This window comes from Rhizobium viscosum, assembly GCF_014873945.1.
GTDB lineage: Bacteria > Pseudomonadota > Alphaproteobacteria > Rhizobiales > Rhizobiaceae > Rhizobium > Rhizobium viscosum.
On sequence record NZ_JADBEC010000002.1, the window covers coordinates 1,332,358 to 1,357,926 of the forward strand.

Sequence of the window (25,569 nt, forward strand, 5' to 3'; positions counted from 1 at the left end):
ACACAGAGGTGATGGGCATGAGCAAAGCCTATTTCGACTACGCCGGAAAGCGGCTCCTGCAGGCGATCGTCGTGATCCTGCTGTCTTATGTCTTCACCTTTGTCGTCGTTAGCATCCTGCCTGGCGATCCGATCACCAACGTCCTGAACAACCCTCAGAACGGCTTCACGCCGGATGAGATCAAGGAGATCATCGCTGCGCAGGGCCTGGACAAACCGATATCCGTGCAGCTCTGGAACGCCTTTTCCGGCTTCGTGACCGGCGATCTCGGCCTGTCGATGCGCACCAACCGGCCGGTGGCGACGCTGATCGGCGAGGTTCTGCCATCGACGCTCGTGCTTGCCTCGGCGGGCCTCGCGGTTGCACTTTTCTTGGCAGCGATCATCGCTTACGGCACCCAGTTTCTGCCCCGGCGGTTCGGCCAGGGCTTGCTGCGCGGCTTTCCCTCGCTGTTCCTGTCGGTTCCGAACTTCGTGATCGGCCTGGTGTTGATCCACCTCTTCGGTTTCCAACTTGGCGTCTTTCGCGTCATCGAGCCCGACAGCTTCTGGGCAACGCTTTTCGCAGCGATTGCGCTTGGCATTCCGATCTCGGCGCAGATTGCCGAAGTCCTGGTCGCCAATCTCGACCATGAGTCCGGCCAGGACTACGCCGCCGTCGCGCGCGGCCGGGGACTTGGCCGAACGCGGCTCTTCGTCATGCACCTGCTGAAGCCGTCATCGCTGCCCGTCATCACCGTCGTCGCTCTTACGATCGGCGAATTGCTCGGCGGGTCGCTGATCACCGAGGCCGTGTTTGGCCGGAATGGGCTTGGCAGCCTGGTGCAACGGTCGGTCAGCACTCAGGACCTGCCGGTCCTGCAGGCGGTCGTTTCGCTCGCCGCCGTCGTCTTCGTCGTTGTCAACCTGATCGCCGACCTGACCTACCCGCTGCTCGATCCGCGCGTAAAACTCCTCGGCACGCAGCAGCGTCGCCCGACGGCCGCAGATGACAGCTCTCTCCCCATCTCCAAGGCGGTAACCCCATGACGCTCGCCTCGCTTTCTTCCACCCCGCGTGTGACGCTGATCGGCCGCCTGACGGGCCTGCGCGTGCCGCCGATCGTCATCCTGTCGTTCCTGGTCGTCGCCCTGGCGATAGCCTGGTCCTTGGCGCCTGGCCTGTTCACCGGCTACGATCCGGTAAACGGCACTCCCGCCCAAAAGCTGCTTGGCCCCAGTGCGGCACATTGGTTCGGCACCGATCATCTCGGCCGCGACCTCTACGCCCGCGTCGTTTATGGCACGGCCTCATCCGTGGCGAGCGCGCTGATCGCGGTCGTGATCGGCGTTTTCGCCGGAGGAATTATCGGACTGCTGGCCGGCTTCTTCGGCGGCTGGGTCGACACTGTCTTTGCCCGCCTCGTCGATGTCCTGCTGGCAATCCCTAAATTCCTGCTGGCCGTCATCGTCGTCACTGCCATCGGCTTTGACACGACCAACGCGGCAATCGCGACAGGCGTCTCCGCCGTCGCCCTTTTTGCCCGGGTCATGCGCTCCGAAGTCATCAAGACACGGGCTGCAACATTCGTTGAGTCGTCCTTTCTGCTTGGCGGATCGCGCTGGCACATTCTGTGGCGCCACGTGCTTCCGAACGCATCGCGATCGGTGCTGCCGCTTGCCGTCTTGCAATTCGGCGATTCCATTCTGGTGATCGCCAGCCTTGCCTTCCTTGGCTATGGGGACCCGCCGCCCGCCTCCGACTGGGGCCTGATGATCTCGATCGGCAAGGATTACCTCAAATGGCCGTGGCTGGTTTACGCCCCGGCCCTCGTCACGATCACAACCGTTCTCTCTGTAAACAGGATCAGCCGATGGCTCCGCAAGACAGACTGACCACGTTTTTGAATCGCCCAACTGCCCCGTTACTACGGGCTGAGGGATTGTCGGTGGCCTACGGCACCCACAGGGTCGTGAGCAATGTCGGCTTCAAGCTTGGACGCGGCAAAAGTCTGGCGCTCATCGGCGAATCCGGATCTGGCAAATCCACCATCGCCCGCGCCGTCCTGCGGCTGCTTCCCGCAACGGGACATGCCACCGGCCGCCTCGAATTCGATGACCAGGAAGTCCTGGGGCTTCCTGAGCGCCGCTTCCGCCCATTCAGGGGGCGCAGGATCGGCTTCGTGCCGCAGGATCCGGGCAACTCCCTGAACCCGGTTCGCACGATCGGCGCGCAGGCGTTAGAAGCCGCGGCACTGCTGGACCCATCGGACAAGGCGGCACGCAAGGCGATCATTCTGGAGACGTTCGCACAGGTGGGACTCGACAATCCGCAGCGTGTCTACGACTCCTACCCTCACCAGCTCTCCGGCGGTATGCTCCAGCGGGTCCTGATCGGGCTCGCCGTTCTGCCGCGACCGTCGCTGCTTGTCGCTGACGAGCCGACCTCCGCACTTGATGTGACGATCCAGAAGCGCATTCTCGACCTCCTGTCGAAGCTGCAGGCGGAACTGCAAATCAGCCTTCTCCTGATCACCCATGATCTGGCGATCGCAGCCGAGCGCGCGGATTCCATTGTGGTCCTTAAGGACGGCGCCATCCAGGAAGCCGGCAGTACCGCTGCGGTATTCTCCGCCCCTTCCTCGTCCTACGCCAGAAAGCTCCATGGCGATGTGCCGGCGCTCAACCCGGACCGTTACCGGCCATTGCGAGAGCCTGGCTTCCGGCTTCTTGTCCCGAGCCGCGAGAAGCCCCCGAAGATCGAGGTAAGCGGCGTAACGAAGAGCTTCACCGTCGATGGCAAGGTGCTGACGGCCGTCAATGACGTCTCGTTCGAGGTTCAGGCTGGCACGACGCATGCACTTGTCGGGGAATCCGGATCAGGTAAGACGACAGCAATCCGGCTTCTGCTCGGGTTGGAACAGCCCGATACCGGAATGATCGCCGTTGGTGGCGAACAGGTGAACGGTCGCTCCCCCGAGCAACTTCGTTCTGTCTGGCGGCACCTGCAGCTTGTCTATCAGAACCCGTTCACGTCCCTTGACCCGACCTGGACCGTCGAGAAACTCGTGCGTGAGCCGCTGGACCGCTTCAAGATAGGCACGCCTCAGGAGCGGGTAACCGCAGTGCGCAAGGCACTCGCAGACGTCGGGCTGGCCGAGCATCTCTTGTCCCGCAAGCCCGCCGCCTTGTCGGGTGGCCAGCGCCAGCGCGTTGCCATTGCCCGGTCGCTTGTCCTGAAACCGGAGGTGATCGTGCTTGACGAGCCTACCTCCGCGCTCGACGTCACCGTTCAGGCCGATCTCGTCGAAGTACTCCTGTCGCTGCAGGTCAAGCTCGGCCTCACCTATATCTTCGTGTCGCATGATCTGGCGCTCGTGCGCCAGCTTGCCCACACGGTCTCGGTCATGCAGCGCGGCTGTATCGTCGAGCACGGTACTGTCGGAGAGATCTTCGAGACGCCCCGCCAGCCCTACACCCGCTCGCTGCTGGAATCGATCCCATTAGGGACCCCGCGTTTTGCGCGAACCCAGCCTCTGCAGCAGCGGCAGAACTTCAATGAGGAAAAGATCGCATGACCGTCATCGCCCCCGCTTCGGCACCGTCCGCGTCATTCCGTCCGAAGAAGCGGCTCGGGTTCAACACGCGCGTCTCGTTCAACGATGAAGCCGGCCCCGCCCACGGCCTGCGAGAAGGCATCGAGCTTTTCAAGGCGGCAGAACGTCTGGGCTACCAGTCGGGTTGGGCCTATCAACGCCATTTCGACCATTATCTGTCCTCGCCGCTCCCCTTCTTTGCCGCAGCCGGCCAGCATACCAGCCATATCGTGCTGGGCTCGGCCGTCATTCCGATGCGCTATCAGGATCCCATCCTGCTGGCGGAAGCCGCAGGCACGACAGATCTCTTGATCGGCGGCAGGCTGGAACTGGCGATTTCGACCGGCTCCAACGCCGCCTTCGATGCCGTGTTCGGCACGGTCGAAACCGATGCCCGGACGGAAGCCAAGCGTCGTCAGGCCCGTTTTCTTTCCGCGGTCGCAGGCGAAGTTCTGCACACCGTCGCAGAACCCGGCCAGGGTGCCGCGGAAGGCAGCCAGTTGAGGGTGACACCGCACAGTCCGACGCTTCGCTCGCGCATCCGTCAAGGTTCCGCCAGCCTCGGGTCCGCGATCCAGGCCGCCGAACTCGGCATCGGCCTGATCGCCGGAACCGTACAGCACGACCACGCCGAGGGCGAGAGCTTCGGAAGCTACCAGGCCCGTTGCATCGAGGCATTCCGCGCCAACTGGCGGAAGCAGTGGACAAGCGAGCCGCCGCCCGTCGCCGTGGCGGCTTCGCTCCTGGTTGGCACGACGCCGGAACTGCGGGAGAAATACGCAGCCTATGATCTTGAGCGCCGTACTCAGGGTATCGCCGCATCGAGGCCGAAAGGCGCTCTTGAGCCGAGCTCGCGGACCAACCAACCGCCGGGAAGCCAGATCTCGCCGGTCTTCCACGGCACACCGGATCAGGTGATCGAGGCAGTGCTGAGTGATCCCGGGCTCGCTGCGGCCGACGAGATCGTACTCTTCCTGCCGCCGGCCTTCGGCCTGGCCGAGAACATCAAGCTCCTGACCGACCTCGCCGGGACCATCAGCCCGAGCCTTGGCTGGTCGCCGGACTGGTGAAACAACGCCTGATCTTTAACCCGGCAATCGCGCAGTAGAGATATTTTCTATAGATTCAGTAGAAATAGAAAGACCTGTCTTCCTTAATCTCCATCCGCCGCCTAGCTTTGATCACCATCGACAATCAGAGGAGCTCCCATGTCCGCGGAATTCATCAGCGTCAGTTTTCCCAACCCCTCGAACGACCTCAATCCCATCCCGGACGCTCCGGTCGATCCTCTTTATCTTGAACGCTACGCGCGCGCCCTCGATGACTATGGCTTCAACTATACGCTGATCCCTTACTCGTCTTCGTCGTTCGACCCGTTCACGATTGGTGCGACCGTTCTGGCGCATACAAAGGCCATCAAGATCATCGTCGCGCTGCGGCCAAATACCGTCTACCCAACGGTTGCTGCCAAATCGCTCGCCACCCTTGATCAATTGAGCGGCGGCCGCGTCGTGGTCCACTTCATTGCCGGTGGCAGCGATGACGAGCAGGCGCGCGAAGGCGACTTCCTCAGCAAGGAGCAGCGCTACGAGCGGCAGGAAGAATATATCCGTATCCTGCGCCTCGCATGGAGCTCGACCGAGACCTTCGATTTCGATGGCAAATATTACCAGTTCAAGCAGTTCCGGAGCGCCGTTCGTCCGACGCGCGGGCTGATCCCGATCTCGCTCGGCGGCTCGTCGGACGCGGCCTACCGGATCGGCGGCTCTCTCTGCGACATCTTCGGTCTGTGGGGCGAACCGTTGGCGGAAACCAAGCAGCAGATCGAACGCATCTACGCCGAGGCGACAAAGGCAGGCAGGACGGACCGGCCACGGATCTGGGTGACGTTCCGACCGATCGTTGCCGAAACCGACGAACTGGCTTGGGAAAAGGCCCACCGGGTGCTCGACCAGCTCAAGAACAACCGGGAAAAGGGTCTGCATCGTGCGCCGCCCTCCGCCCCTCGCCCCGCTAATGTCGGATCCCAGCGTCTCCTCGATATCGCTGCACGCGGCGACGTTCACGATCGTGCGCTGTGGTATCCGACGGTCACGGCGACCAATGCCTCCGGCGCCACCACCGCGCTGGTCGGATCGCCGCGCACGATCGCCGATTCGATCCTCGACTATATCGATCTCGGCTGCGATCTCATCTCCATTCGTGGCTACGACAACTTCAACGATGCCGTCGACTACGGTCGCTATATTCTTCCCCTCGTTCGCGAAGGCATACGCGAGCGGGAGGAGGCAAAGAAGAAGGCCGCCGCCTGATGAGCGGGCGCGACACGGTTTTCGATCCGAGTCTGCTGAGCGCAACGAGCAGCGCTCTCGCGGATGCAGCTCCCGAGGCGGACCGAACGGGGAATTTTCCCTGGACCGGCATTCGGGCGGTTCATCAAAGCGGCCTGCTCGAGAGTACCGTCGCTTCGCGATATGGCGGCGCTGGCGCAACGCTCCACGAGGCTGCAACGATCCTTGCGGCTCTCGGCCGCGGTGATCCATCGGTCGCGTTGATCAGCGCCATGACGATCTTCAATCACCTAGGCCAGGCGACCAAAAGTCACTGGCCCGAGGACCTCTACAAGCGCCTGCTTGCTAAGGCCAAGCAGCATCCGCTGCTGCTCAACGCTGCGCGTGTCGAGCCGGAACTCGGCTCGCCCGCCCGTGGCGGCCTGCCAGCGACGGTTGCCCGCCGCACCGCATCCGGTTGGTCGATCACCGGGGCTAAGCGCTTCGTCACCGGCGCGCACGGACTGACCCACTTCCTGGTCTGGGCACACACTGATGAAACACCCGCCCGGGTCGGAACATTCGTTGTTCCGAACAAGCTTCCGGGCATTCGAGTCATCGAGAATTGGAACAGCCTTGGCATGCGTGCCTCCGGCTCCCACGACGTCGAATACACCGATGTGGAGATCCCCTTAGAGAATGTCATCGATCTGGTCGATCCATCCGTTGCGCAGCAGGACAACCGTGCGCATGCGGCGATCACGCTGGCGCTCACCGCGCTCTATCTCGGCGTGGCCGAAGCAGCACAAGAGGCGTTCATCCGCTTTGCTCACGAGCGTGTGCCGACCAACCTTGGCCATCCGATCGCTCGAACCGAGCGCTTCGTGACGCTCTCCGGCGAAATCGACCTTCTTGTCTCCGGCGCCCGGCAGATCATTTTCGATGCGCTGAAGGACAAGCAAGCCGAGGCAGAAAAGCACATTCGGGCCCGGCTGCTTGCGGGGCGGCAACTGCGCGACGCCGTGCATATCGCCGTGCGCGGCATCGGCAATCCCGGCCTCGGGAGCGAACTGGGACTGGAGCGCCATTTCCGGGACATTCAGTCGGTGCTCGTCCATGCCCCGCAGGAAGACACGTCCATCTCCATTCTCGGGCGTGCCGCCTTCGAACGTTGGAAAAGCGAAAAGGAAGCGCCGTCGGCTCCTCCGCTCAATCTCACCGTATTGAAAACGGCCTGATCATGACACGCTACATCATCATCGGCGCCGGTGCAGTCGGCGCGAGCCTTGCGGCCGAGTTCGAAACGCACGCCATCCCCTATATCCTGGTCGGACGCGGTGCTCAGATCTCCCATATCGCGACGCACGGCCTTACCTATCGCCGCGCAGCGGAAAACAGGATCGTGCGGCTCAACACCGCCGATACGGCCGCACCGCCGGCGCTCCGGCGAGGCGACATCCTCATCCTTGCGGTCAAGGCGCAGGATGTCGAGGCCACGACCGAGTTCTGGGCGTGGCGGGAGGTCGAGGGGTCAGGCTTTGCATCAGAACTGCCCCTCGTGACGCTGCAAAACGGTCTGGCTGCGGAAGATATCGCTCTGCGGCGCTTCGATCGCGTCTATGCGGCCAGCATTCGCATACCGGCGCGCTACACGGTCACCGGCGAGGTCGTCGTCGGGGGCCAGCCGAATGTCGGCATCGTTGCCCTTGGGCGCTACCCCGAAGGACTCGACGATACGGCCCTGTCGATCGTTGCGGATCTTAAGAAGGCCGGCTATCTGGCCGAAGCGCGTCCGGACATCCGGCGATGGAAGGCTGCCAAGCTGGAGCACAACGTCACCAATGCGGTCGAACTGTTCGCCGGTCCTCCTGAGCTTCGTTCAAAAGCGGCAGCAAGCCTCGCGAAAGAGGCACGCGCTGTTCTCGTGGCCGCCGGCTATGATCCGGCCGCACCTTCGGAATGGAGGATCGACATCTCGTCCTGGCGCGTCGCCCCAGAGAGCGGCATAAAGCCAGGCCAGCAATCGACCTGGCAAAGTTTCACCCGCGGCACCACAAGCGAAGTTGATTACTTGAACGGCGAAATCGTCAGGCTGGGCCGCATCCATGGGGTAGCGGCTCCTATCAACACAGCTTTCCAACAGGCTGCCGCAAGGCTTGCGCTGGAAGGCTGCCAGCCGGGCACGAGAGATATAGCCGAGATCTACCCGATCGTTGCCGGAAGTGCTGCACTTTAACCTGTCTGCTGTCTTTCAAACCGACCGAAAGGAAGAACATGGGAACCCCAAGGATCGTCGCAATATCGGGAAGCTTCAGCCGGCCCTCGAAAACCACATCGCTGGTGCAGCATGTCGCGGAGCGAATAAGCGATCGCTATGGCTTTGATAGCGTAACCTACGACATGGTCGAGGTCGGACCCTCGCTCGGCAATGCTCTCTGGCGCAAGCAGCTTGACGACAGAGCCCAGCATGTCTTCCAAGAAATCGTCGAGGCCGACATTCTGGTTGTCGGAGCACCGACCTATAAAGGTTCCTACCCGGGTCTCTTCAAACATCTGATCGATCTCATCGAACCGCATGAACTGAAGTCGAAGCCGATCCTTATCACCGCTACTGGCGGCGGTGATCGCCACGCGCTGATGGTCGAACACCAGCTCCGCCCCTTGTTCGGATTCTTCATGGCACATACGCTGCCCACTGCGGTTTACGCATCCGACCGAGATTTCGTAGACTACGCCGTCTCGTCAGAGCAACTCGGCAAGCGCATCGACGAAGCGGTCAGCGAAGTGGGCGCTTTCTTTCCAACGATAACAGCCAATCGCGCGGCGGCTGAGTAGGCCCCTTCTGCAGCTCGACAGCTTTGAAAGAAACCTCTCAAGATTGCGCCCCTGGGTACGATCCCAGGCGTGGGCGCCACTTAATTTTCGAATATAGCGGCTTTTAAAGGATTCTGATCTCATCCACCGCCTGAAAACGAAACACCATTATGTTGATCGATTTTGTGGTGATTTATAACCTTATGCCTGTACGTCTTCACAGCGTGGGGCCGAGCAATGAGGCCTACCACGCAGGACTTCCAAGAGCACTCGAATTTGCTTTCACTTAGGAGCTTGCATGCCATCGCGTCAATTGTCTAAAACATACCGTAATTCCATGCGGCGGAATTGCTTGCTGATGGCAGGGGCGATCGGGCTTATGGCAGCAATGATGCCGGGCCAAGCTGCTGCTGAGGGCAAGATCCGAATTGCGCAACAGTTCGGCATTTCATACCTGGCGCTCGATGTCATTCGCGATCAGAAGCTTATCGAAAAACATGGCAAGGAAGCCGGCCTCGACATTGACGTCGAATGGGCAACAGTGTCCGGCGCGACGGCGATGAATGAAGCGCTTCTTTCCGACAATCTCGATATCGCCGCGGCGGGCGTGCCGCCGGCCCTGACTACCTGGGACCGGACCAAGGGTCGCCAGGACGTCAAGATGGTCGCAGCTCTTGGCTCGCAGCCCAATTACCTGCTGACCACCAATCCGAATATCCATTCCTTGAAGGATTTTGGGCCGAGCGACCGGATCGCGGTACCCGCGGCCGGCGTCGGCTTTCAGTCGCGCACGCTGCAGATCGAAGCCGCAAGGATCTTCGGCAAGGACAATTTTCAGAAGCTCGACGATATCACTGTCAGCCTGCCGCATCCGGATGCGACCGCGGCACTGATTTCAGGCGGAACGGAAGTGAACTCTCACTTCTCCTCAGCACCTTTTTATTATCAGGCGCTGCAGGGCAACAAGGCCGTACACAAAGTCATTAGCTCCTACGATATCCTGGGAGGACCGGCGACCTTCAACGTCCTTTATGCCACGACCGCTTTCCATGACAAGAATCCAAAAACCTATGCTGCATTCTATGCAGCCCTTCGCGATGCCGCTGATTGGATAAGCACACATAAGGCTGAGGCCGCTGATACTTTCACCCGTCAGCAAAAATCAAAGCTCTCTCCCAAACTTGTGCTCGAGATCATCAACGACCCAGAGAACGACTTTTCGATCGTGCCCAAAAACACCTTCGTATACGCTTCGGAACTGTACAAGATCGGCGTCTTGAAGAACCAGGCCGGCTCCTGGAAGGATTATTTCTTCCCGGAAGCACAGGGCGACGCCGGCAGCTGAAATTCATCGAGCAAACCCGATTCTGCATAAGGCGCGGCCTTTTGAGGCCGCGCATAGTTTTTGCGAGAGAGAATGGACGGCAAATCAACCGCATCCGCAAGCAGCAAGACGCCACCCCTTCTTTCAGTCGCGGGCGTGACATTGGAATATGTTGCGCCGGGACGGACTGTGCGGGCAACGCAGAATGTCAGCTTCGATGTTTGGGAAGCGGATCGCTTCATCCTTCTGGGCGCCTCCGGCTGCGGCAAATCCACCCTGTTGAAGGCGGTCGCCGGCTTCGTTGCGCCATCTGAAGGAGAAATCCTATTGGACGGTCGTCCTGTCAACGGGCCAGGACCGGACCGCGTGGTTGTCTTTCAGGAATTCGACCAACTACCGCCTTGGAAAACCGTTCGCGAGAACGTGGCGTTTCCTGTTCGGGTCTCCGGACGCCTTGGCCGCAACGAGGCTCTCGAACGGGCCGACCACTATTTGGAAAAGGTCGGTTTAAGTCGCTTTGCTGAGGCATATCCGAACGCATTGTCGGGCGGCATGAAGCAACGCGTCGCGATCGCAAGAGCCCTTGCGATGGAGCCACGTGTCCTGTTGATGGACGAGCCCTTCGCCGCGCTAGATGCTCTGACCCGGCGCAAGATGCAGGAAGAACTGCTGGCGCTGTGGGAAGACGCGCGTTTCACTCTGCTATTCGTCACCCATTCCATCGAAGAGGCGCTAATCGTCGGCAATCGGATTGCGCTGTTGTCTCCGCATCCGGGCCGTATGCGCGCCGAGATCAACAGCCACGAATGGGACCTAAAGAGCGGCGGAAGCACTGAGTTTCAGGCTGCGGCAAGCCGTATCCATCGCCTTCTGTTCGAGGAGGTGCCTGGTGCAGCGGAGAGCGATCATGACTGACACTGTTACCGCCGACCTTGGCACGATACGGCTGACGCCTCCGATCAGGCCTGAATATGAGCGGACACCCGAGCCAGTAGCCGGTAGCTCTATCGAACGGCCCGTGTCGCTGCCATGGCGGCTCTGGCAACAGGCATGGCTGCGAAAAGGCCTTATCCTGATCTTTCTTGCCATTTTATGGGAGATTGTCGCGAGACTTCAGGGAAACGACCTTCTCCTGCCGTCGTTCACAGACACACTTCACGCCTTCTTCGAAGATATCGGCAACGGGGTTTTACCTGGCCGGGCGGCAAACTCCATCGATATTCTGGTCAAAGGCTATGTCGCGGGTGTCGTTCTGGCATTCGTCCTGACATCGCTTGCCGTATCCAGCCAACTCGGCCGCGATTTCCTGTCGACGTTGACTTCCATGCTCAATCCTCTCCCGCCTATCGCACTTTTGCCGCTCGGACTCCTGTGGTTCGGGCTCGGCCAGGGAAGTCTTATCTTCGTGCTGATCCATTCGGTGCTCTGGCCGCTTGCCCTGAACATGTATACGGGCTTTACCAGCGTACCGGAGACCCTGCGCATGACGGGCCGCAATTATGGTCTGCGCGGGTTGCGATACGTCTTCCTCATTCTTGTACCGGCTGCCCTCCCGTCGATCATCGCCGGCCTCAAGATCGGCTGGGCCTTCGCGTGGCGGACATTGATTGCTGCGGAACTTGTCTTCGGCGCATCCTCAGGCCGCGGCGGGCTTGGCTGGTATATCTTCCAGAACCGCAACGAGCTCTACACCGACCGGGTGTTCGCGGGCCTGATGACGGTCATCCTGCTCGGCCTCCTCGTCGAGAATGTCTTGTTCCGGCAGTTGGAGCGGCGAACGATCCTGAAGTGGGGCATGACGCGATAGCGTGGTTGGCAAACAATGATGACACAGAAGAAATACGTAGTCGGTATCACCGATCATATGATCGGCAGTCCAGATCTGGAGGCCGAGGTGCTCGGCCAGGATGTCGAGATCGATTTTTTCGCGACCACGGACGAGACGCTGTTTGACCCAGATCGTCTGGCAAAACTCGACGCGTTGATGGTCTGGGGCGCACGGCTTGGCTCACCCAGCATCTCCCACCTTCATCGCTGCCGCGGCGTAGTGCGTTATGGCGTGGGCTACGAGAAGATCGATCTTGCGGCCTTGGCAAATGCCGGCATTCCCTTTGCCAACAATCCCGATTACGGCACCGAAGAGGTTGCCGATCACGCGATCGCAATGATCCTCTCGCTCCATCGCCGCCTCTGGGAACATGATGCCCGTGCTCGCGGCTATACATCCGGTTGGCAGGTCCATAGCCTCAAACCGCTTGCCCGGTCGAACCGAGCAACCGTTGGCGTCATCGGCGTCGGACGGATCGGTACGGCGGTCGTCAACCGTTTGAAGCCCTTCGGCTTCCGCATTCTGGGGTACGATCCCGGTCAGCCGCCAGGCCATGAGAAGGCTGTCGGTTATGAGCGCGTGGAGGCCCTAGCGGATATTCTCGCCAAGTCGGATATCGTCACCCTTCATTGTCCGGCAACCGCTGATACGCGGGGCATGCTCAACGCTGACGGCCTCGCCCGGCTGAAACCAGGGGCAATCCTTGTCAACACCGCTCGCGGGGAGCTGCTCGGGGATCTCGACGCGCTCGAAGCAGCATTGCGCAGCGGCCATCTTGCAGCTGCGGCGATCGACACACTGGCACAGGAACCACCCGGCCAGCATCCCCTGCTCTTTGCATGGCGAAACCGTGAGGACTGGCTTTCTGGACGGCTTGTCATCACGCCTCACAACGCCTTTTACTCTGACCACGCGGCTGTCGAAATGCGCACCAATGCAGCGCGGACCGTCAGGATCCTGCTCGATGAAGGCCGGTTGCGAAACCGTGTTACGGCATGATCACCATGCAACTTTCCACGATCCAATCCGAACAATCCAGGCTCCGCCATGACCAATAGCTCCGAATTTCTGTGGTACATTCCAAATGATGTGAAGGCCGGGCACAGAGGCGATGCCGCCGCCGAAAATCACAACAGCCTTGAAACATTAACTGCCCAGGCCAGGGCACTCGAGGATCATGGCTGGAAAGGGGCGCTCATCGGGACGGGCTGGGGTCGCCCCGACACCTTTACGATCGCAGCAGCACTTGCCGCGCGCACCACCACGTTCGAGCCCTTGATTGCTGTCCGCCCAGGATACTGGCGCCCGGCGAACTTCGCTTCCGCTGCAGCGACGCTCGATCAACTGACGGGAGGTCGTGTTCGGGTCAATGTCGTCTCGGGACAAGATGACCTTGCCGCCTATGGCGACGACGAAGGCGATCAGGCGCAGCGCTACGCGCGCACGAAAGAGTTCCTGCGGCTGGTCCGCCGGCTGTGGACCGAAGAGAATGTCACATTCCGCGGTCAGCATTTTCATGTGACCGGTTCCACCGTCGCACCACGGCTCGATGTGCGTGGCGACCGCCGCCATCCCAAGGTCTACTTCGGCGGCGCTTCGGAGGCAGCTGAACGGGTGTCCGCCACCGAAGCAGACGTCCAGCTCTTTTGGGGCGAGCCGCTTGACGGGGTACGGGAACGGATCGATCGTCTAAAGACGTTAAGCCGCGAACTCGACCGCGATCTTCCTCCCTTGGAATTCGGGCTTCGGATCACAACCCTCGTACGAGAGACAACAGAGAGTGCCTGGGCTGACGCGGAAGCCAGGGTCGCAGCTATGGCTGACGGAAAAAGCGGTAGCTGGAGTGATCATAAGGCGGGTGCGGTCGGTCAGCAGCGATTGCTCGATTTGAACCAGCGGGGCGACGTGCTGGACGACAATCTTTACACTGCCCCTGGCAGATTCGGTGGCGGTGGCGCCGGGACAACATGGCTCGTCGGTTCAGCACAGGATGTGGCGGGATCCCTTCATAAATATCAGGATCTTGGCATTACCCACTTTATCCTCTCCGATACCCCGTATCTGCAGGAGATAAAGCGCCAGGGCGACCAGTTGTTGCCGCTCGTGCGATAGCTGGGGCGGACTGCCTTTTGACGCTCTCCGACTGATATGAGGCGGTGTCTAGCGATGTTGCGCTTGAAGGGAAGCGAACCGTCGACACGGTGATCTTTTCCCTCACCCTTCTATCAACTCTCCAGCAAAGACCGTTAGTTTTACGGAAGGTTAGTTATCAGCGACCACAGGGGGAAACGATCAAAAGGATCGGAATAGATCTCTGGATCATTGGCTGGCAAGTTTGTTCATCGGCAATCCAAGCAGCTCATTGTGCGTTCAGCCAGCCCGGATCTTACAACTTTTTACCCTTATTTATCCCAGGGCCGAAGCCTGCCGGTGGTAGTCCTTTTCTCCAGAGGCGCAGAATTTCCTGCACCCGTTTAAAGAGGAAAAGGTCATGAAAAAACATCTCGTTAGTGCCATTGCACTGCTAGTTGCCGCCGCTCCGTTTGCCGCCGAAGCCCGTTGCCTGCCGGAAACCGCGATCACCGCCTCCGTCAGGGCAATTCCCGTCATTGACTACAAGAGCACGTCGATCGACGGCGTGAACGTCTTCTACCGCGAGGCTGGCCCCAAGGACGCCCCGGTCATCCTGCTCCTGCACGGCTTTCCGACCTCGTCGCACATGTTCCGCAACCTCATACCGCTGCTTGCGGACCGCTACCGCGTGATAGCGCCCGACTATCCCGGCTATGGTCAGAGCGACGCGCCCGACCATGCCAGGTTCCAGTACACATTCGCGCATCTGACTGACATCGTCGAGAAACTGACCGACAAGGTCGGCGCCGACCGGTACAGCATGTATGTCATGGATTACGGCGCGCCGATTGGATACAGGCTGGCGCTCAAGCATCCCGAGCGGGTCGAATCCCTGATCGTGCAGAACGGCAATGCTTATACCGAGGGCCTGGCCGCCTTCTGGGATCCGATCAAGGCGTACTGGGCCGAAAAGACACCGCAACGCCGGGAAGCACTCGCCGGCCTGGTGACGCTCGAAACCACGAAGTTCCAATACACCGACGGAATGGGCGATGTCGCGCGGATTAGCCCCGACACCTGGGTCGTCGATCAGGCCCTGCTCGATCGGCCGGGCAACAAGGACATTCAGCTCGATCTCCTGGGCGACTACGGCAGCAATGTTCCGCTCTACCCGGATTTCCAGGCCTTCTTCCGCGAGCGCAAGCCGCCCACGCTGATCGTCTGGGGCAAGAACGACAAGATCTTCCCGGAATCCGGCGCGCATCCCTATCTCCGCGATCTCCCCGACGCCGAAATGCATATTCTCGACAGCGGACATTTCGCCCTGGAAGACAAACTCGACGTGATGGCGCCGCTGATCCGGGACTTCCTCGACCGCAAGGTCTGCAAGTGACGCGTCCCGCAGGGCCGGCGGCCCTGCGGCCTTTCCCCCTCGACAACACCTTGAAAGGAAGAGACATGCCCCATTTCGTTTCGGGCGCCCGGGCAGCCGGCGCGCCATCCCTCTCGATCGTCCTCGTGCACGGCGCCTTCGTCGACGGCTCCGGCTGGCAACAGGTCCATGGCGAGCTTGCCGGCTTCGGTTTCGAAGTCCTCGTCGCCCAGCACCCGACCATCTCTCTCGGCGAGGACGTTGCCGCCGTCGAGCATCTGATCGCCACCGCTCGTCACCCGGTTCTCCTTGTCGGCCACAGCTATGGTGGGGCCGTCATCACGCAAGCCGGGGCCAATCCGAAGGTTCAGGCACTGGCCTATATCGCGGCTTTCGTACCGGATGTCGGCGAATCTGTCGCGGCACTAAACGAGGCTGCGGAAGAGCCCGGCGAGACGAAGGCACCATTGCTGCCCCCGCAGGACGGTTACCTCATCGTGGACCCCGCCCGTTTTCCGCAAGCCTTCGCAGCCGATGTCTCCCCGGCGATCACCCGGTTCATGGCGGCGGCACAGCTTCCCTGGGGCCTTTCGGCCGTCGTCGCGACCTTGACCCATGCCGCCTGGAGGAGCAAACCCAGTTTCTATCTCGTCGCCTCGGCCGACAGGATGGTGCCGCCGAGCGCGCAGCGCCGGATGGCCCGGCGCGCAGGAGCATCCATCACCGAGATCGACAGCAGCCACGCCGCGATGATGTCGCACCCGCAGGAAGTCGCGGCATTCCTGACGGCCGCTGCCTCGGCGACGCCGATCCGGGGAGACGGGCAATGACCGTCCCCGTCACCTGCCACCGGACCACGCGCGTCGCCGGCATCGACATATTCTATCGCGAGGCGGGAGAGGAGGGCGCGCCCGTCATCGTGTTGCTCCATGGCTTTCCGAGCTCGTCGCATATGTACCGCAATCTCATTCCCGCGCTCGCCGACCGCTATCATGTCATCGCACCCGATCTTCCAGGCTTCGGCCTGTCAGAAATGCCCTCCCCGACCGCCTTCGAATACGGCTTTGCCGCCTTCTCCGATGTCGTCGCCCGCTTTCTCGAGCAGCTGGGCGCCGAGCGCTACGCTCTCTATGTCATGGATTACGGCGCGCCGACCGGCTTTCGCCTGGCGCTCGCTCATCCCGACCGCGTGACGGCCCTGATCGTCCAGAACGGCAATGCCTATGACGATGGCATGGGCGATTTCTGGGCGCCGACCCGCGCCTACTGGGCCGACAGCGGCCCGGCGAACCGCGATGCGATGCGGCCCTTCCTGTCGCTGGAGGGCACGCGCTTCCAGTATCTCGCCGGCACGAGGGACGAGGCCCGGGTCGATCCCGCCGCATGGCTGTACGATCAGCTCTTCCTCGACCGCCCGGGCGCGAAGGAAATCCAGCTGGACATCATCTACGACTACCGCACCAACGTCGCGCTCTATCCCGCCTTTCACGCCTATTTCCGCGCGCATCAGCCGCCGGCGCTGATCCTGTGGGGCGAGAACGATCCGATCTTCCTGGCCGAAGGCGCACACGCCTTCCTCCGCGACCTGCCCGGTGCCGAACTTCATTTCTTCGACACCGGACATTTCGCCCTCGAAGACAAGGCGCACGAGATGATCCCCGTCATGCGCGACTTCCTCGCGCGAACCCTTTTGCCCGGTAACCGGAACTCAGAGACGGAGAACGACTATGTATAACAGCAAATCCAAGTCGAGCGTGCTTGCGACGGGCGGCGGCATGAGCCTCATCGATCCCTCCGACGTCCTGATCCTGCTTCTGGACCACCAGTCCGGCCTGTTCCAGACCGTCAGGGACATATCAGTCTCCGATCTGCGCCGGAATGTGGAGATGATCGCCAGGCTTGCCACGCTTTTGAATATCCCGGTCGTCACGACCGCCTCGGAACCTGCCGGCCCCAACGGCCCGCTGATGCCGGAGATCCATGAATATGCGCCGCACGCCGTCTATGTGCCGCGCAGTGGCGAGGTAAATGCCTGGGACAATGACGATTTCGTCGCCACGGTCTGCGCGACCGGCCGCAAGACGCTCGTCATGGCGGGCGTCTGGACCAGCGTCTGCGTCATGTTTCCGGCGCTCGACGCCCGCGCCGCCGGCTATGACGTCTACGCCGTACTTGATGCCTCGGGGGATCCGAGCGAAATAGCCTCGCGCATTTCGCTCGCCCGCTTCGTCCAGGGCGGCGTCAAACCCACATCTGCCAACGCCCTTCTGTCCGAGCTCCATCGCAGCTGGGCGCGGCCCGAGGCCGCCGAACTCGCAAAACTCTACGGGCTTGCCGCGCCAAACTATGCGGCGGTCGCCGAAAGTTATGCCCGTGCCCGGCAGGCGGCCAGGGAGGCAAGCCAGGGACAGACTCATCCGGTGCTTGCGACATGATAGATCCGCTTGGTCCGGCAACCGGAGATCAGCCGAGCGCCGCCATGAGACGCTCCGTCCGCCGGACCGCGGCGCCCGCACCCATGGCGCGGGCGCAGTCCAGAGACTTCTCGAAATAGCGTGTCGCCCTATCCGGTCGGCCGTTGCCGGCTTCGATCATTCCCGCGACGCGCCTCAGATCCGGATGCCACCAGCGCTCCTCGCGGATCCCGATTTCGGTGAGCACGGCACGCAGGCTGTCTTCCGCAAGGCGCATCTCGCCCGCGGCAATATAGGCTTCCGCCAGAAGACTGCGGTAGAAAGGCACACGATTGCGCCAGCCGCCCCGGAGCAATCCGGCAATGCTGTCCTGCATCCCGGTGAAGCCGGCTGCGTCGCCTCGAGCGGCCTGAATGGCGCCGGCGAAGAACAGGGCGGTGCCCTCGTAGATGCCGACATTCTCGCGTCGTCCGACGTCATCCAGCTGCCGCTGAAGCCGGGACGCGGTTTCGAGCTCACCCTCCACGAAGGCGATCGGAAGCGCCGCAAGCGAGATCGCATTGCCGAGCGATATCATGTGATCGAGATCCGCGGCCCGATCGATGGCATAGCCGGCCAGATGGGCGGCGCGATCAGGCTCTCCCTGCAACCACGACAGAAGCGCCTGCGACAGACGAATTCCGGTGGGCAGATCGACCTGGAATCGGGACAATCCGTACCCGTCCTCCAGATCGCCCCATTCGTCCATCAGTGCCTCGAGATGGCTCGATGCCGAATCCAGTTCGCCGGCATAGATCTCGATATGGGCGAGCAGCCGCTTGCCGTCGGGCGCGCTCGACCAGTTGAGCCCCTTTTCCGCGGCGAAATCCCGCATACGGCGCAAAGCCGTGCGCGGCCGGCCGGAATAGGCGAAGAAGACCGCCTGTCCGCAGACCGAGCGCATTTCGAGTTCGGCATTGCGCGATCCGCTCGCATGAAAGAGGCTCTCGCGCCAGGCATTGTCGGTTTGCGGATGCATGTGGCGGGCAAGCGTCATCGCCCAGGCCCGCGCCGTAAACAGCTTCGCCCGTCCCAGCGGCGGAAGCTTCAGGAGTGCGGCGCTGTTTTCGCCTACAAGGTCGATCGCCGCCAGCATTTCCCGGAACGCCGAAAGCTCCTGCCATAGCGGCAGTGCGGCCACGACCAGCTCGATGCCCAGTTCCGCGTCGCCGGCGGGATCGAAGGCCCAGTCGATCGCAGCCCGGACATCGTCGATTGTCCGGCGATATTTCCGCAGCCATTCGCGGGACGTCTGCGAAGACCATTCCCTTTCGGCGATCTGCAGCTTGTCCCGCAGCCGGATGGCGACCTGTCGCCTCGCCTGCTGCCGATGGCCCGAGCCGAAAAGACGCTGCGCCGCATAGGCGCCGGTGCTTTCGGCCAGCCTGTAATGCACGGTTCCGCCGTCATCGTCCGTCGAGACGAGCGATTTCGCCACGAGCTGGGACAGCGCGTCGCGTCCCGTTACGGGGTCGAGGGCGCCGGCGGAATAGAGGACCTCCGCGTCGTCGGCAGTGAACCGGCCCGAAAACACCGAAAGCAGTCCGAGCAGGACGGCCTCGCGATCGGGAAGAAGCCGGTAGCTCCAGTCGAGCGCGGCTTCGAGCGTCTGGTGGCGCAAAGGCGCGTCCCGTGCTCCCCGGCTCATCGAACCGAAGCCGTCCCTGAAGAGATCGTCGAGCGCCGAAGGCGCAAGCGCACGGGCCGTGCCGGCGGCGAGCTCGATGGCGAGCGCCAGGCCCTCCAGCCTTGCGCAGATCGAGACGACGCTGCGGACATAGTCCTCCGTCGGTTCAGCCGTGCCGGAGCCATGAGACCTGGAGATGAAGAGCTGGACAGCCGGAAACTGCAATGCCTCGCTCGATGAAAGCGCGGTCGCCTGGTCCGGATAAGCGAGCCCGGAGAGGAAATGGATCTGCTCGTGCCGCGTGCGCAAGGGCTCGCGGCTGGTTGCGAGGATAAAGGCGGCGGGAACCTCCGATGATATCCGCTCGACGACCGTCGCCGCCATGGCGATGACATGCTCGCAATTGTCGATGATTAGCAGCGGTGCCTTCTCCCGGAGCACGGCGATCACGCCCCCGACCGGGTCGTCGAGCCCGAGCGAGATGCCAAGAGCGGAGGCGATCGCGGGGACGACGAAGCGCGGATCGCCGATCGTCGAGAGATCGACAAACGCAATGGCGTCGTGTCCGCCGCGGTAATGCCGGGCCGCCGTGACCGCAAGCGAGGTTTTCCCGGCGCCCCCCGGCCCGACGATGGTGACATAGCCGGGTTGATCGAGCTGGCCGCAGATCTGCTGGATCGCCTCGTCGCGGCCAAGCAGCTTCGGCACCTCGTGCGGCGCTGCGTAGTGACTTGCGGGGAAAGAAACGGGCCGCACCGGTGCCGGAAGATCGCTCTCCACCGCGCCCACGAACTTGTAGCCGCGGCCGGCTATCGTCGCGATATAGTCCGCGGCCGGATCGCAGTCGGTAAGCGAGCGCCGCAGGTTACCGACATTGACCTTCAGATTATGGTCGTGGACGATATAGCCGGGCCATACGTGGGCAAACAGGTCGGCCTTGCTGACCACTTCACCGGCCCGCTCTACCAGCAGGGTGAGGATATCGAAGCCCCGCCCGCCGAGCGCGACCGGCCTTCCCTTGTGCAGGAGCGACTGCGCCTCCGGCAACAGCCGGAAATCGCCGAATAGATAGGCGCTCTGCTTCGACAAGGCTTAGTACCCGCCCTCGTTCAATACTTTTCCCCCAGATCCATGGAGGCTACAGGTTACACCGCACGAGCCCGTTTGCAAGGCATGCGGGAGTTGCGGCATGCCGTCGGGCAATGCAATGCAAGGTTTCCCGCGCCCGTTGCAATATCAAAAGCTGGCAGATATTCACAACACTGGTCGACTGCACGGGTATTTCCGCCCGCAGTGCATTGCAGAAAATGTCCGCCGCATTTATCGCCTGTCAGACGACGTCCCCCTTGCCGGCCGGCAAGGTTCTGCCCCAGGAGCATTGTCTTGAATCCTTCTCCCTCTGCCGATGTCGGCCCGCGCCAGGAAGACGCCATCGAAGCCAAGGCCTTCATCGACTTATATCAGGCGGCCCGCGGGCAATTGCCCGACGAGGAACGATTCGATTGCGTTTCCCTCCAAGGTGGATGCGTCATCTCACTTCCGCGGGCGCCCGCGACCGGCCTCAACCGCATCCTGGGTCTCGGCAAAACCGAAGATCTCGATGAAGCCTACAAGTGGATGGAAGGAAGGCGGGGAAACCGGTTCCTGCAACTCAATATCGACGCCGCATCGGACGCGGTGAAACATTGGGTCCAGTCGAAGGGTCTCATACCGCATGGTCCGGGATGGGCAAAGCTGGCGCGGAACGCAGACGCGGTCGCCGATTTGGCGCCCGGCGCGGTGAAAACGCGACAGGTCCTGCCGGAGGAAGCCAGGCTATTCGGCGCAATGATGTGCGCCGGCTTCGGCTTTCCGGAGGACCTTGCCGCTCTGTGGTCCTCGATCGTCGGCAGAGACGGCTGGTCCTGCCATTACGCGCTTGACGGGGATACGCCCGTCGGAACCGGCGCGATGTTCGCTTCGGGATCCTTCGCCTGGCTCGGCGGTGGAACGACGGTTCCGAGCTTTCGCAACCGCGGCGCACAGAAGGCCCTGATATATGCCCGCCTGCAGGAAGGCCTGGCCCGCGGCGTATCGACCTTCGTGGTCGAAACCGAAGCCCTCTCGCCTGAAAAGGCCAATATCTCGAACGCCAACCTGACGAAAATGGGCTTCGTCCATCGCTACAACCGCGCCAACTTCCTCTTAGGCTAGCATAGCGATCACATGGAGGCTGAGTTGACGGCTTGGCTTATCAGCCGACGTTGCTGGCTATAACCCTCTTTCTAGCCACGTGGATCGACTGCAACGCTCCACACTCCTGCGCCCGAACGGTGGTGCGGCCTACTACATCTAATGCCTATTGCCGATAAATCCGGCGGGTACGGCCTCCTACTTTACTTGCTTCGGACTACGCTGCTAGCTACGTCTGCTTCGGCAGGCGCGACGACATCCCCTATGACCGACTTGAAGGCGCAAGAGCGGTCATTGCCCGCGAGCCACGGGTCCTCAAGAAAATGCTTTACTGCCGTCTTCGCCTTGATGGGAATCGAACCAGTGTGTCTTTAGTGGACCGGGAAGTAAGCTACTGAGGGGGCGGGGGTCAGTCATGACACGGGCAGATCGTACCGATCAACGGCGACGGTGCGGTCGGCGGCGACCGAGATTTCCAAAACCCGTTCTATCGCTCTTCGTCATGAAGCGTTTCCAGTGCAAGCAGGAGAAGCCTCTGCTGCAGCTCGAGCGTCATGACGCCCGCCGCGGCATTCAGCGCGATCAGCGGTGCCGGCATTCCCGGCGTTGGTTTCGAGAGCGTGATCGGCGACACGCCTTGGGGAATATCGAACGCGTTACGCAGGCTGGTCCATCGGGATCGTGATCCGGACGGTGGTACCCACGTTTAGCACGCTGTCGATAGCCACGGATCCTCTGTGTGCGCCGGCTATGCGCGATACCAGGGAAAGTCCCATGCCCGTTCCGGGCACGCCCGCAACATTTGAGCCCCGGGTGAAACGCGTGAGTATGGTATCGAGATCTGCAGGGGGGATACCGATTCCCCGATCGGAAACCGAGAGGACGATGTCAGGGCCGGCGCGAACGCACTTCAGCTCGATCTCGGCATCGTTGCCGAAAGAGAATTTGGAAGCATTTTCCAGCAGATTAAGGATGGCAAGGCCCATCATATCGGCGTCGGCGAAAATTTCGACCTTCTCGATGCCGGCTTCGAATTCGACACGGATATCCCGCTGAAGAAGATCCCGTCCGCGCGCAGCGGTCGCCAGGACGAGCTCCGAGATCGAAACTTTTTCCGGTGTCGGCTGAACGGAAGGTCCTTGCAGACGGCTTCTCGCGACATTCACTTCAAGCACTTCTACCAATCGGGCGACACCCATCCGGACGCGCTCCAGCCGGTGAAGATTGGCCTTGTCCTTCTTGCCAAGGCTCACGGCAATGGCATCCACATAAGATCGGATTGCTGCGAGCGGCGTGCGGTATTGATGGCCGAGGACTTCCATGAACCGGACTTGCTGTTCCTGGGAGGCGAGTTCAGCGCGTAACGCCTCCTCGGCGGTTTGTTTCGCCTGCCGGAGTTCCGCCGTCCGTTCCATGACCAGGACGTTTGCCTGATGCTCGGCCGCCTTGGCCGCCACGAGCAGCTCGTTCTGCATGGAACGGTTGAGCGTCTCGGCGGCGCGCAGCCGGAATCCGATGGCGCCGGTCAGGAGCACGGTCTGGATCAGGCAGCTGACGGCATAGGTTTGCGCCACCCAGTTGGGCAACGAAATCACGCCGGTCCGCTGCGTGAAGGTTGCAAACACGCCCAGCCAGAGGATCACATAGGCGCCGGCGCGCAGCCTGGTTCCGGCCCCGCCGTTATTGGCGGATCGCAGCCCCTGGATGGCGGCCAGCGTCGCGGCAAGGACGCTGGCAGCGTTTCCGATCGGCGCAAAGGTGATATTGACGCCCGCCCAGGCGCAGATGATGCCGACCACTCCGATCGCCGCGATGAGGCGAAAAAGGCGATTCATCCATGGTGCATCGGAGGCCATCTCGAGCACGCTTGCAGTCGCCGCTGCGCCCGCCGTCAGGCCCAGCCAGGTCGTTCCGGCGGAAAAGATATCGTTGCCGGTGCCGCCATCCGCAAACAGGAAGACGCGCGACAGGCCGAGCGTTCCGAGATAGTTGATCATGGCCACGAGGGTCTGCAGCGCGAGAAGCAGGTAGCTGGTCCTGCGGTCGAAATAGAGAATGACGGTCTGGATCATCAGCAGCACCGTCATGCCCCCGAACCAGCTGCCGAAAGCCAGGCCCGAGACCGTCGTGCGAAAGGTGTGGTCCGTCTGCGGATAGAGCTCGGCCGTGAGCGTCAATGCATTGTTGACGCCTGCCGCGCGGATATAGACCAGCGTCGTCTCCCCGGCCTTCAGCGCCAAGGGCACGACATTGGCGAGACTCGAGAAGAAATCTGTCGGCAGCGGCCGATGATCGCCCATTTCCAGATGCTTGAAGTCGTCACTGCGAAGTCCGGGCCGGTCCGTGGCAATATAGACATCGATCAGATCCACGAAATTGGGGGTCAGCGACAGCAGGACCGATTGCGAGATGTCGCTGCGGATGACGAATTTCAGCCAGCCGGCCCTGGTCGTGTAGCCGAGATTGAGACCGTTATCGGCGAGGTGCGCAAATTTGGCCTGATTGCTCTGCGAAAGAACGTCGTCCAGCCGAAGATTTCTCGTGGGATCGACGAGCATCGTCACATCGCTGGTGAAGCCGGCCTGCGGCAATCCCTCGCGCCGGCTGGTCTCGGCGCGGGCCGATTGCAGGCCGATCGATGTCAGGAGGAGAACGAAGGCCATCGCGAGGATTGCGAGGCCAATCCTCTGGTAATGCCTGTCGATCTGCGCGCGCAACGGCGTAAACATTGTTCCCGGCATGTCTGTCGATCCGTCGGGTGAAGCCGTCGCCGGCGCACCGTTTGCCTCTAATCCACGACGAGCGGATCGATGAAACGCACGCCGACCGCGTGCACGCCCTGGAGGGGCAGCTCGACACCGGCGACCACGGCCTTTTGGCGCAGCCGGCGCAATGCCGCATCGAGACCCCTGTTTTCGGCGCTCGGGGTTCCGTAGCCCATGATGTCCGCCAGAACGGGCCGCGCTATCGCTTCTCCTTTGGCCTTCGCGAATTGCTCGAGAAGCATGACTTCCCGGCCCGACAGGTCCAGCATCGATCCGTTGGGCGCGACAAGCCGGCTGCGATAGCGATTGAGGCGCCACGGCTGGACCCGATCGCCCTGCGCGGCCGCCGGTGTGGCTCCGGAGCCGACGCGCCGCGCCAGGTTTCGCACCGTCGTCAGCAGCTCTTCGCCATCCACCGGCTTGCTGAGATAGAGATCGGCACCCTCGGAATAGCCGCGCTTGCGATCGTCGCGGCCGGTCTTTGCGCTGAGCGCGATGATGCCCATGCGGCGTTCTTCCGCGATGTCGCGGATCAGGTCGTAACCGGATGCATCCGGCAGATTGATATCGACGATCGCTATGTCGAAATTCTTGCCGCGCAGTGCCTTGTAGAAAGCAAGACCGGATGGGGCTTCCGTGACCGTGATCCCGCTCAGCCGCAGATAGTCCGCCAGCCCTTCACGCAGAGCATTGTCATCCTCGATGAGGATCACGGAGACAGGCGGTGACGCTAAGTCTGATGTTCTGGAATCTCGCCGCAGGGCGCGATTGTTATCCATGAAGTAAATGCCGTCAAAAATGCAACCTATGCGGATATGATTTCATCATACCTATTTTTACGTCACCCGGCAAGCCGATGCAGCCGATAGCATGGCCGTTGTCCACGGCTCTGTTCATCTTCAACACGGCTGAAGGCGGTTGGACACCCGAGGTAAAGCGATCGGCGCGGCGCTGCCAAACTGGGATCATCTTCCTTTTCAGGTAGCAGACCGGTCCTGCAGCCGGTGATTCGCCGCAGCAGCACGCCAACAGGAGCAAAATAAGGCATCCCGAGTGACATTTCCTTCCCGCAAATGGCGGCTCCACAGCCACACCCCGCAGAAATCGACCGGCCGGCATTCCCCGTCGTGCCGCTGCGTTCCCAGGCGTAGCATCCAAGCGCCTTTGTCAGCCTTCCCGGACGCCGGGTCTTTTCATTTCTGTCTATCGAGCGCCGCCCTCCGCCATTTCGGGTGAGGGGCGGGGCGGACCTCGAACGCGGCCCAGGGACATAGACGTGACGCTATCTCGAAAATTAT

Annotated in this window: 23 protein-coding genes; 19 read left to right on the plus strand and 4 right to left on the minus strand. The window is 61.7% G+C overall.

Annotation, left to right across the window (positions count from 1 at the left end):
- Positions 1-17 precede the first annotated feature (17 nt).
- The 17 genes from H4W29_RS26900 to H4W29_RS26980 all read left to right on the plus strand — a co-directional run bounded on the left by H4W29_RS26900 (position 18) and on the right by H4W29_RS26980 (position 17,689).
- A complete protein-coding gene (locus tag H4W29_RS26900) occupies positions 18-1,028 on the plus strand; it encodes an ABC transporter permease (RefSeq protein ID WP_192731868.1) in 1,011 nt (336 codons plus the stop codon).
- Positions 1,025-1,873: an ABC transporter permease gene (locus H4W29_RS26905; protein ID WP_192731869.1), complete on the plus strand. Its 849-nt coding sequence runs from the start codon at positions 1,025-1,027 to the stop codon at positions 1,871-1,873. The genes H4W29_RS26900 and H4W29_RS26905 overlap by 4 nt, the downstream gene beginning before the upstream one ends.
- Positions 1,852-3,555, plus strand: a complete 1,704-nt coding sequence (locus tag H4W29_RS26910; RefSeq protein ID WP_192731870.1) for a dipeptide ABC transporter ATP-binding protein — start codon at positions 1,852-1,854, stop codon at positions 3,553-3,555. Before H4W29_RS26905 ends, H4W29_RS26910 begins: the two co-directional genes overlap by 22 nt.
- Complete coding sequence (locus H4W29_RS26915) at positions 3,552-4,643, plus strand: LLM class flavin-dependent oxidoreductase (protein WP_192731871.1); 1,092 nt, start codon at positions 3,552-3,554, stop codon at positions 4,641-4,643. The genes H4W29_RS26910 and H4W29_RS26915 overlap by 4 nt, the downstream gene beginning before the upstream one ends.
- Before the next feature lie 138 nt (positions 4,644-4,781).
- On the plus strand, positions 4,782-5,885 hold the full coding sequence (locus H4W29_RS26920; RefSeq protein ID WP_192731872.1) for an LLM class flavin-dependent oxidoreductase: 1,104 nt from the start codon (positions 4,782-4,784) through the stop codon (positions 5,883-5,885).
- On the plus strand, positions 5,885-7,081 hold the full coding sequence (locus H4W29_RS26925) for an acyl-CoA dehydrogenase family protein (RefSeq protein WP_192731873.1): 1,197 nt from the start codon (positions 5,885-5,887) through the stop codon (positions 7,079-7,081). Before H4W29_RS26920 ends, H4W29_RS26925 begins: the two co-directional genes overlap by 1 nt.
- A 2-nt stretch (positions 7,082-7,083) precedes the next feature.
- Entirely contained in the window at positions 7,084-8,079 is a 996-nt protein-coding gene (locus H4W29_RS26930; protein ID WP_192731874.1) for a ketopantoate reductase family protein, read from the plus strand.
- 38 nt (positions 8,080-8,117) lie between these two features.
- Complete coding sequence (gene msuE / locus H4W29_RS26935; protein WP_192731875.1) at positions 8,118-8,678, plus strand: FMN reductase; 561 nt, start codon at positions 8,118-8,120, stop codon at positions 8,676-8,678.
- 337 nt (positions 8,679-9,015) lie between these two features.
- Entirely contained in the window at positions 9,016-10,002 is a 987-nt protein-coding gene (locus H4W29_RS26940; protein ID WP_246517476.1) for an ABC transporter substrate-binding protein, read from the plus strand.
- Between the two features lie 72 nt (positions 10,003-10,074).
- Positions 10,075-10,896, plus strand: coding sequence for an ABC transporter ATP-binding protein (locus H4W29_RS26945; RefSeq protein WP_192731877.1), 822 nt, complete (start codon positions 10,075-10,077; stop codon positions 10,894-10,896).
- Complete coding sequence (locus H4W29_RS26950; protein WP_192731878.1) at positions 10,889-11,788, plus strand: ABC transporter permease; 900 nt, start codon at positions 10,889-10,891, stop codon at positions 11,786-11,788. Before H4W29_RS26945 ends, H4W29_RS26950 begins: the two co-directional genes overlap by 8 nt.
- Positions 11,789-11,803: 15 nt before the next feature.
- Positions 11,804-12,808, plus strand: a complete 1,005-nt coding sequence (locus tag H4W29_RS26955; RefSeq protein WP_192731879.1) for a C-terminal binding protein — start codon at positions 11,804-11,806, stop codon at positions 12,806-12,808.
- Between the two features lie 48 nt (positions 12,809-12,856).
- Positions 12,857-13,921, plus strand: coding sequence for an LLM class flavin-dependent oxidoreductase (locus H4W29_RS26960; protein WP_192731880.1), 1,065 nt, complete (start codon positions 12,857-12,859; stop codon positions 13,919-13,921).
- Positions 13,922-14,300: 379 nt separating this feature from the next.
- A complete protein-coding gene (locus tag H4W29_RS26965; RefSeq protein WP_085739551.1) occupies positions 14,301-15,275 on the plus strand; it encodes an alpha/beta fold hydrolase in 975 nt (324 codons plus the stop codon).
- A 65-nt stretch (positions 15,276-15,340) separates the two neighbouring features.
- The gene (locus H4W29_RS26970; protein ID WP_192731881.1) at positions 15,341-16,084 is read left to right on the plus strand and encodes an alpha/beta fold hydrolase; all 744 of its coding nucleotides are present in this window, start codon (positions 15,341-15,343) and stop codon (positions 16,082-16,084) included.
- Positions 16,081-16,989 (plus strand): alpha/beta fold hydrolase, encoded by a 909-nt coding sequence (locus H4W29_RS26975; protein ID WP_192731882.1) that lies wholly within the window; start codon positions 16,081-16,083, stop codon positions 16,987-16,989. Before H4W29_RS26970 ends, H4W29_RS26975 begins: the two co-directional genes overlap by 4 nt.
- Positions 16,982-17,689: an isochorismatase family protein gene (locus H4W29_RS26980; protein WP_192731883.1), complete on the plus strand. Its 708-nt coding sequence runs from the start codon at positions 16,982-16,984 to the stop codon at positions 17,687-17,689. The genes H4W29_RS26975 and H4W29_RS26980 overlap by 8 nt, the downstream gene beginning before the upstream one ends.
- A gap of 28 nt (positions 17,690-17,717) precedes the next feature.
- Here H4W29_RS26980 and H4W29_RS26985 read toward each other — a convergent pair whose 3' ends face one another.
- Complete coding sequence (locus H4W29_RS26985) at positions 17,718-20,423, minus strand: ATP-binding protein (RefSeq protein WP_085739547.1); 2,706 nt, start codon at positions 20,421-20,423, stop codon at positions 17,718-17,720.
- 100 nt (positions 20,424-20,523) lie between these two features.
- On the opposite strand from H4W29_RS26985, the gene H4W29_RS26990 reads away from it, so the two are divergent.
- Positions 20,524-20,721 carry a hypothetical protein gene (locus H4W29_RS26990; protein ID WP_192731884.1) on the plus strand — a complete coding sequence of 66 codons (198 nt, stop codon included), beginning with the start codon at positions 20,524-20,526 and terminating at the stop codon, positions 20,719-20,721.
- A complete protein-coding gene (locus tag H4W29_RS26995) occupies positions 20,718-21,527 on the plus strand; it encodes a GNAT family N-acetyltransferase (RefSeq protein WP_192731885.1) in 810 nt (269 codons plus the stop codon). Before H4W29_RS26990 ends, H4W29_RS26995 begins: the two co-directional genes overlap by 4 nt.
- Positions 21,528-21,993: 466 nt before the next feature.
- Here H4W29_RS26995 and H4W29_RS27000 read toward each other — a convergent pair whose 3' ends face one another.
- From H4W29_RS27000 to H4W29_RS27010, 3 genes are read right to left on the minus strand one after another with little or no spacing between them, the layout of a single operon-like run.
- Complete coding sequence (locus tag H4W29_RS27000; RefSeq protein ID WP_192731886.1) at positions 21,994-22,140, minus strand: hypothetical protein; 147 nt, start codon at positions 22,138-22,140, stop codon at positions 21,994-21,996.
- 22 nt (positions 22,141-22,162) lie between these two features.
- Complete coding sequence (locus H4W29_RS27005; protein ID WP_192731887.1) at positions 22,163-24,247, minus strand: sensor histidine kinase; 2,085 nt, start codon at positions 24,245-24,247, stop codon at positions 22,163-22,165.
- Positions 24,248-24,294: 47 nt separating this feature from the next.
- Positions 24,295-25,050 (minus strand): response regulator transcription factor, encoded by a 756-nt coding sequence (locus tag H4W29_RS27010; protein ID WP_192731888.1) that lies wholly within the window; start codon positions 25,048-25,050, stop codon positions 24,295-24,297.
- Positions 25,051-25,569: the final 519 nt, after the last annotated feature.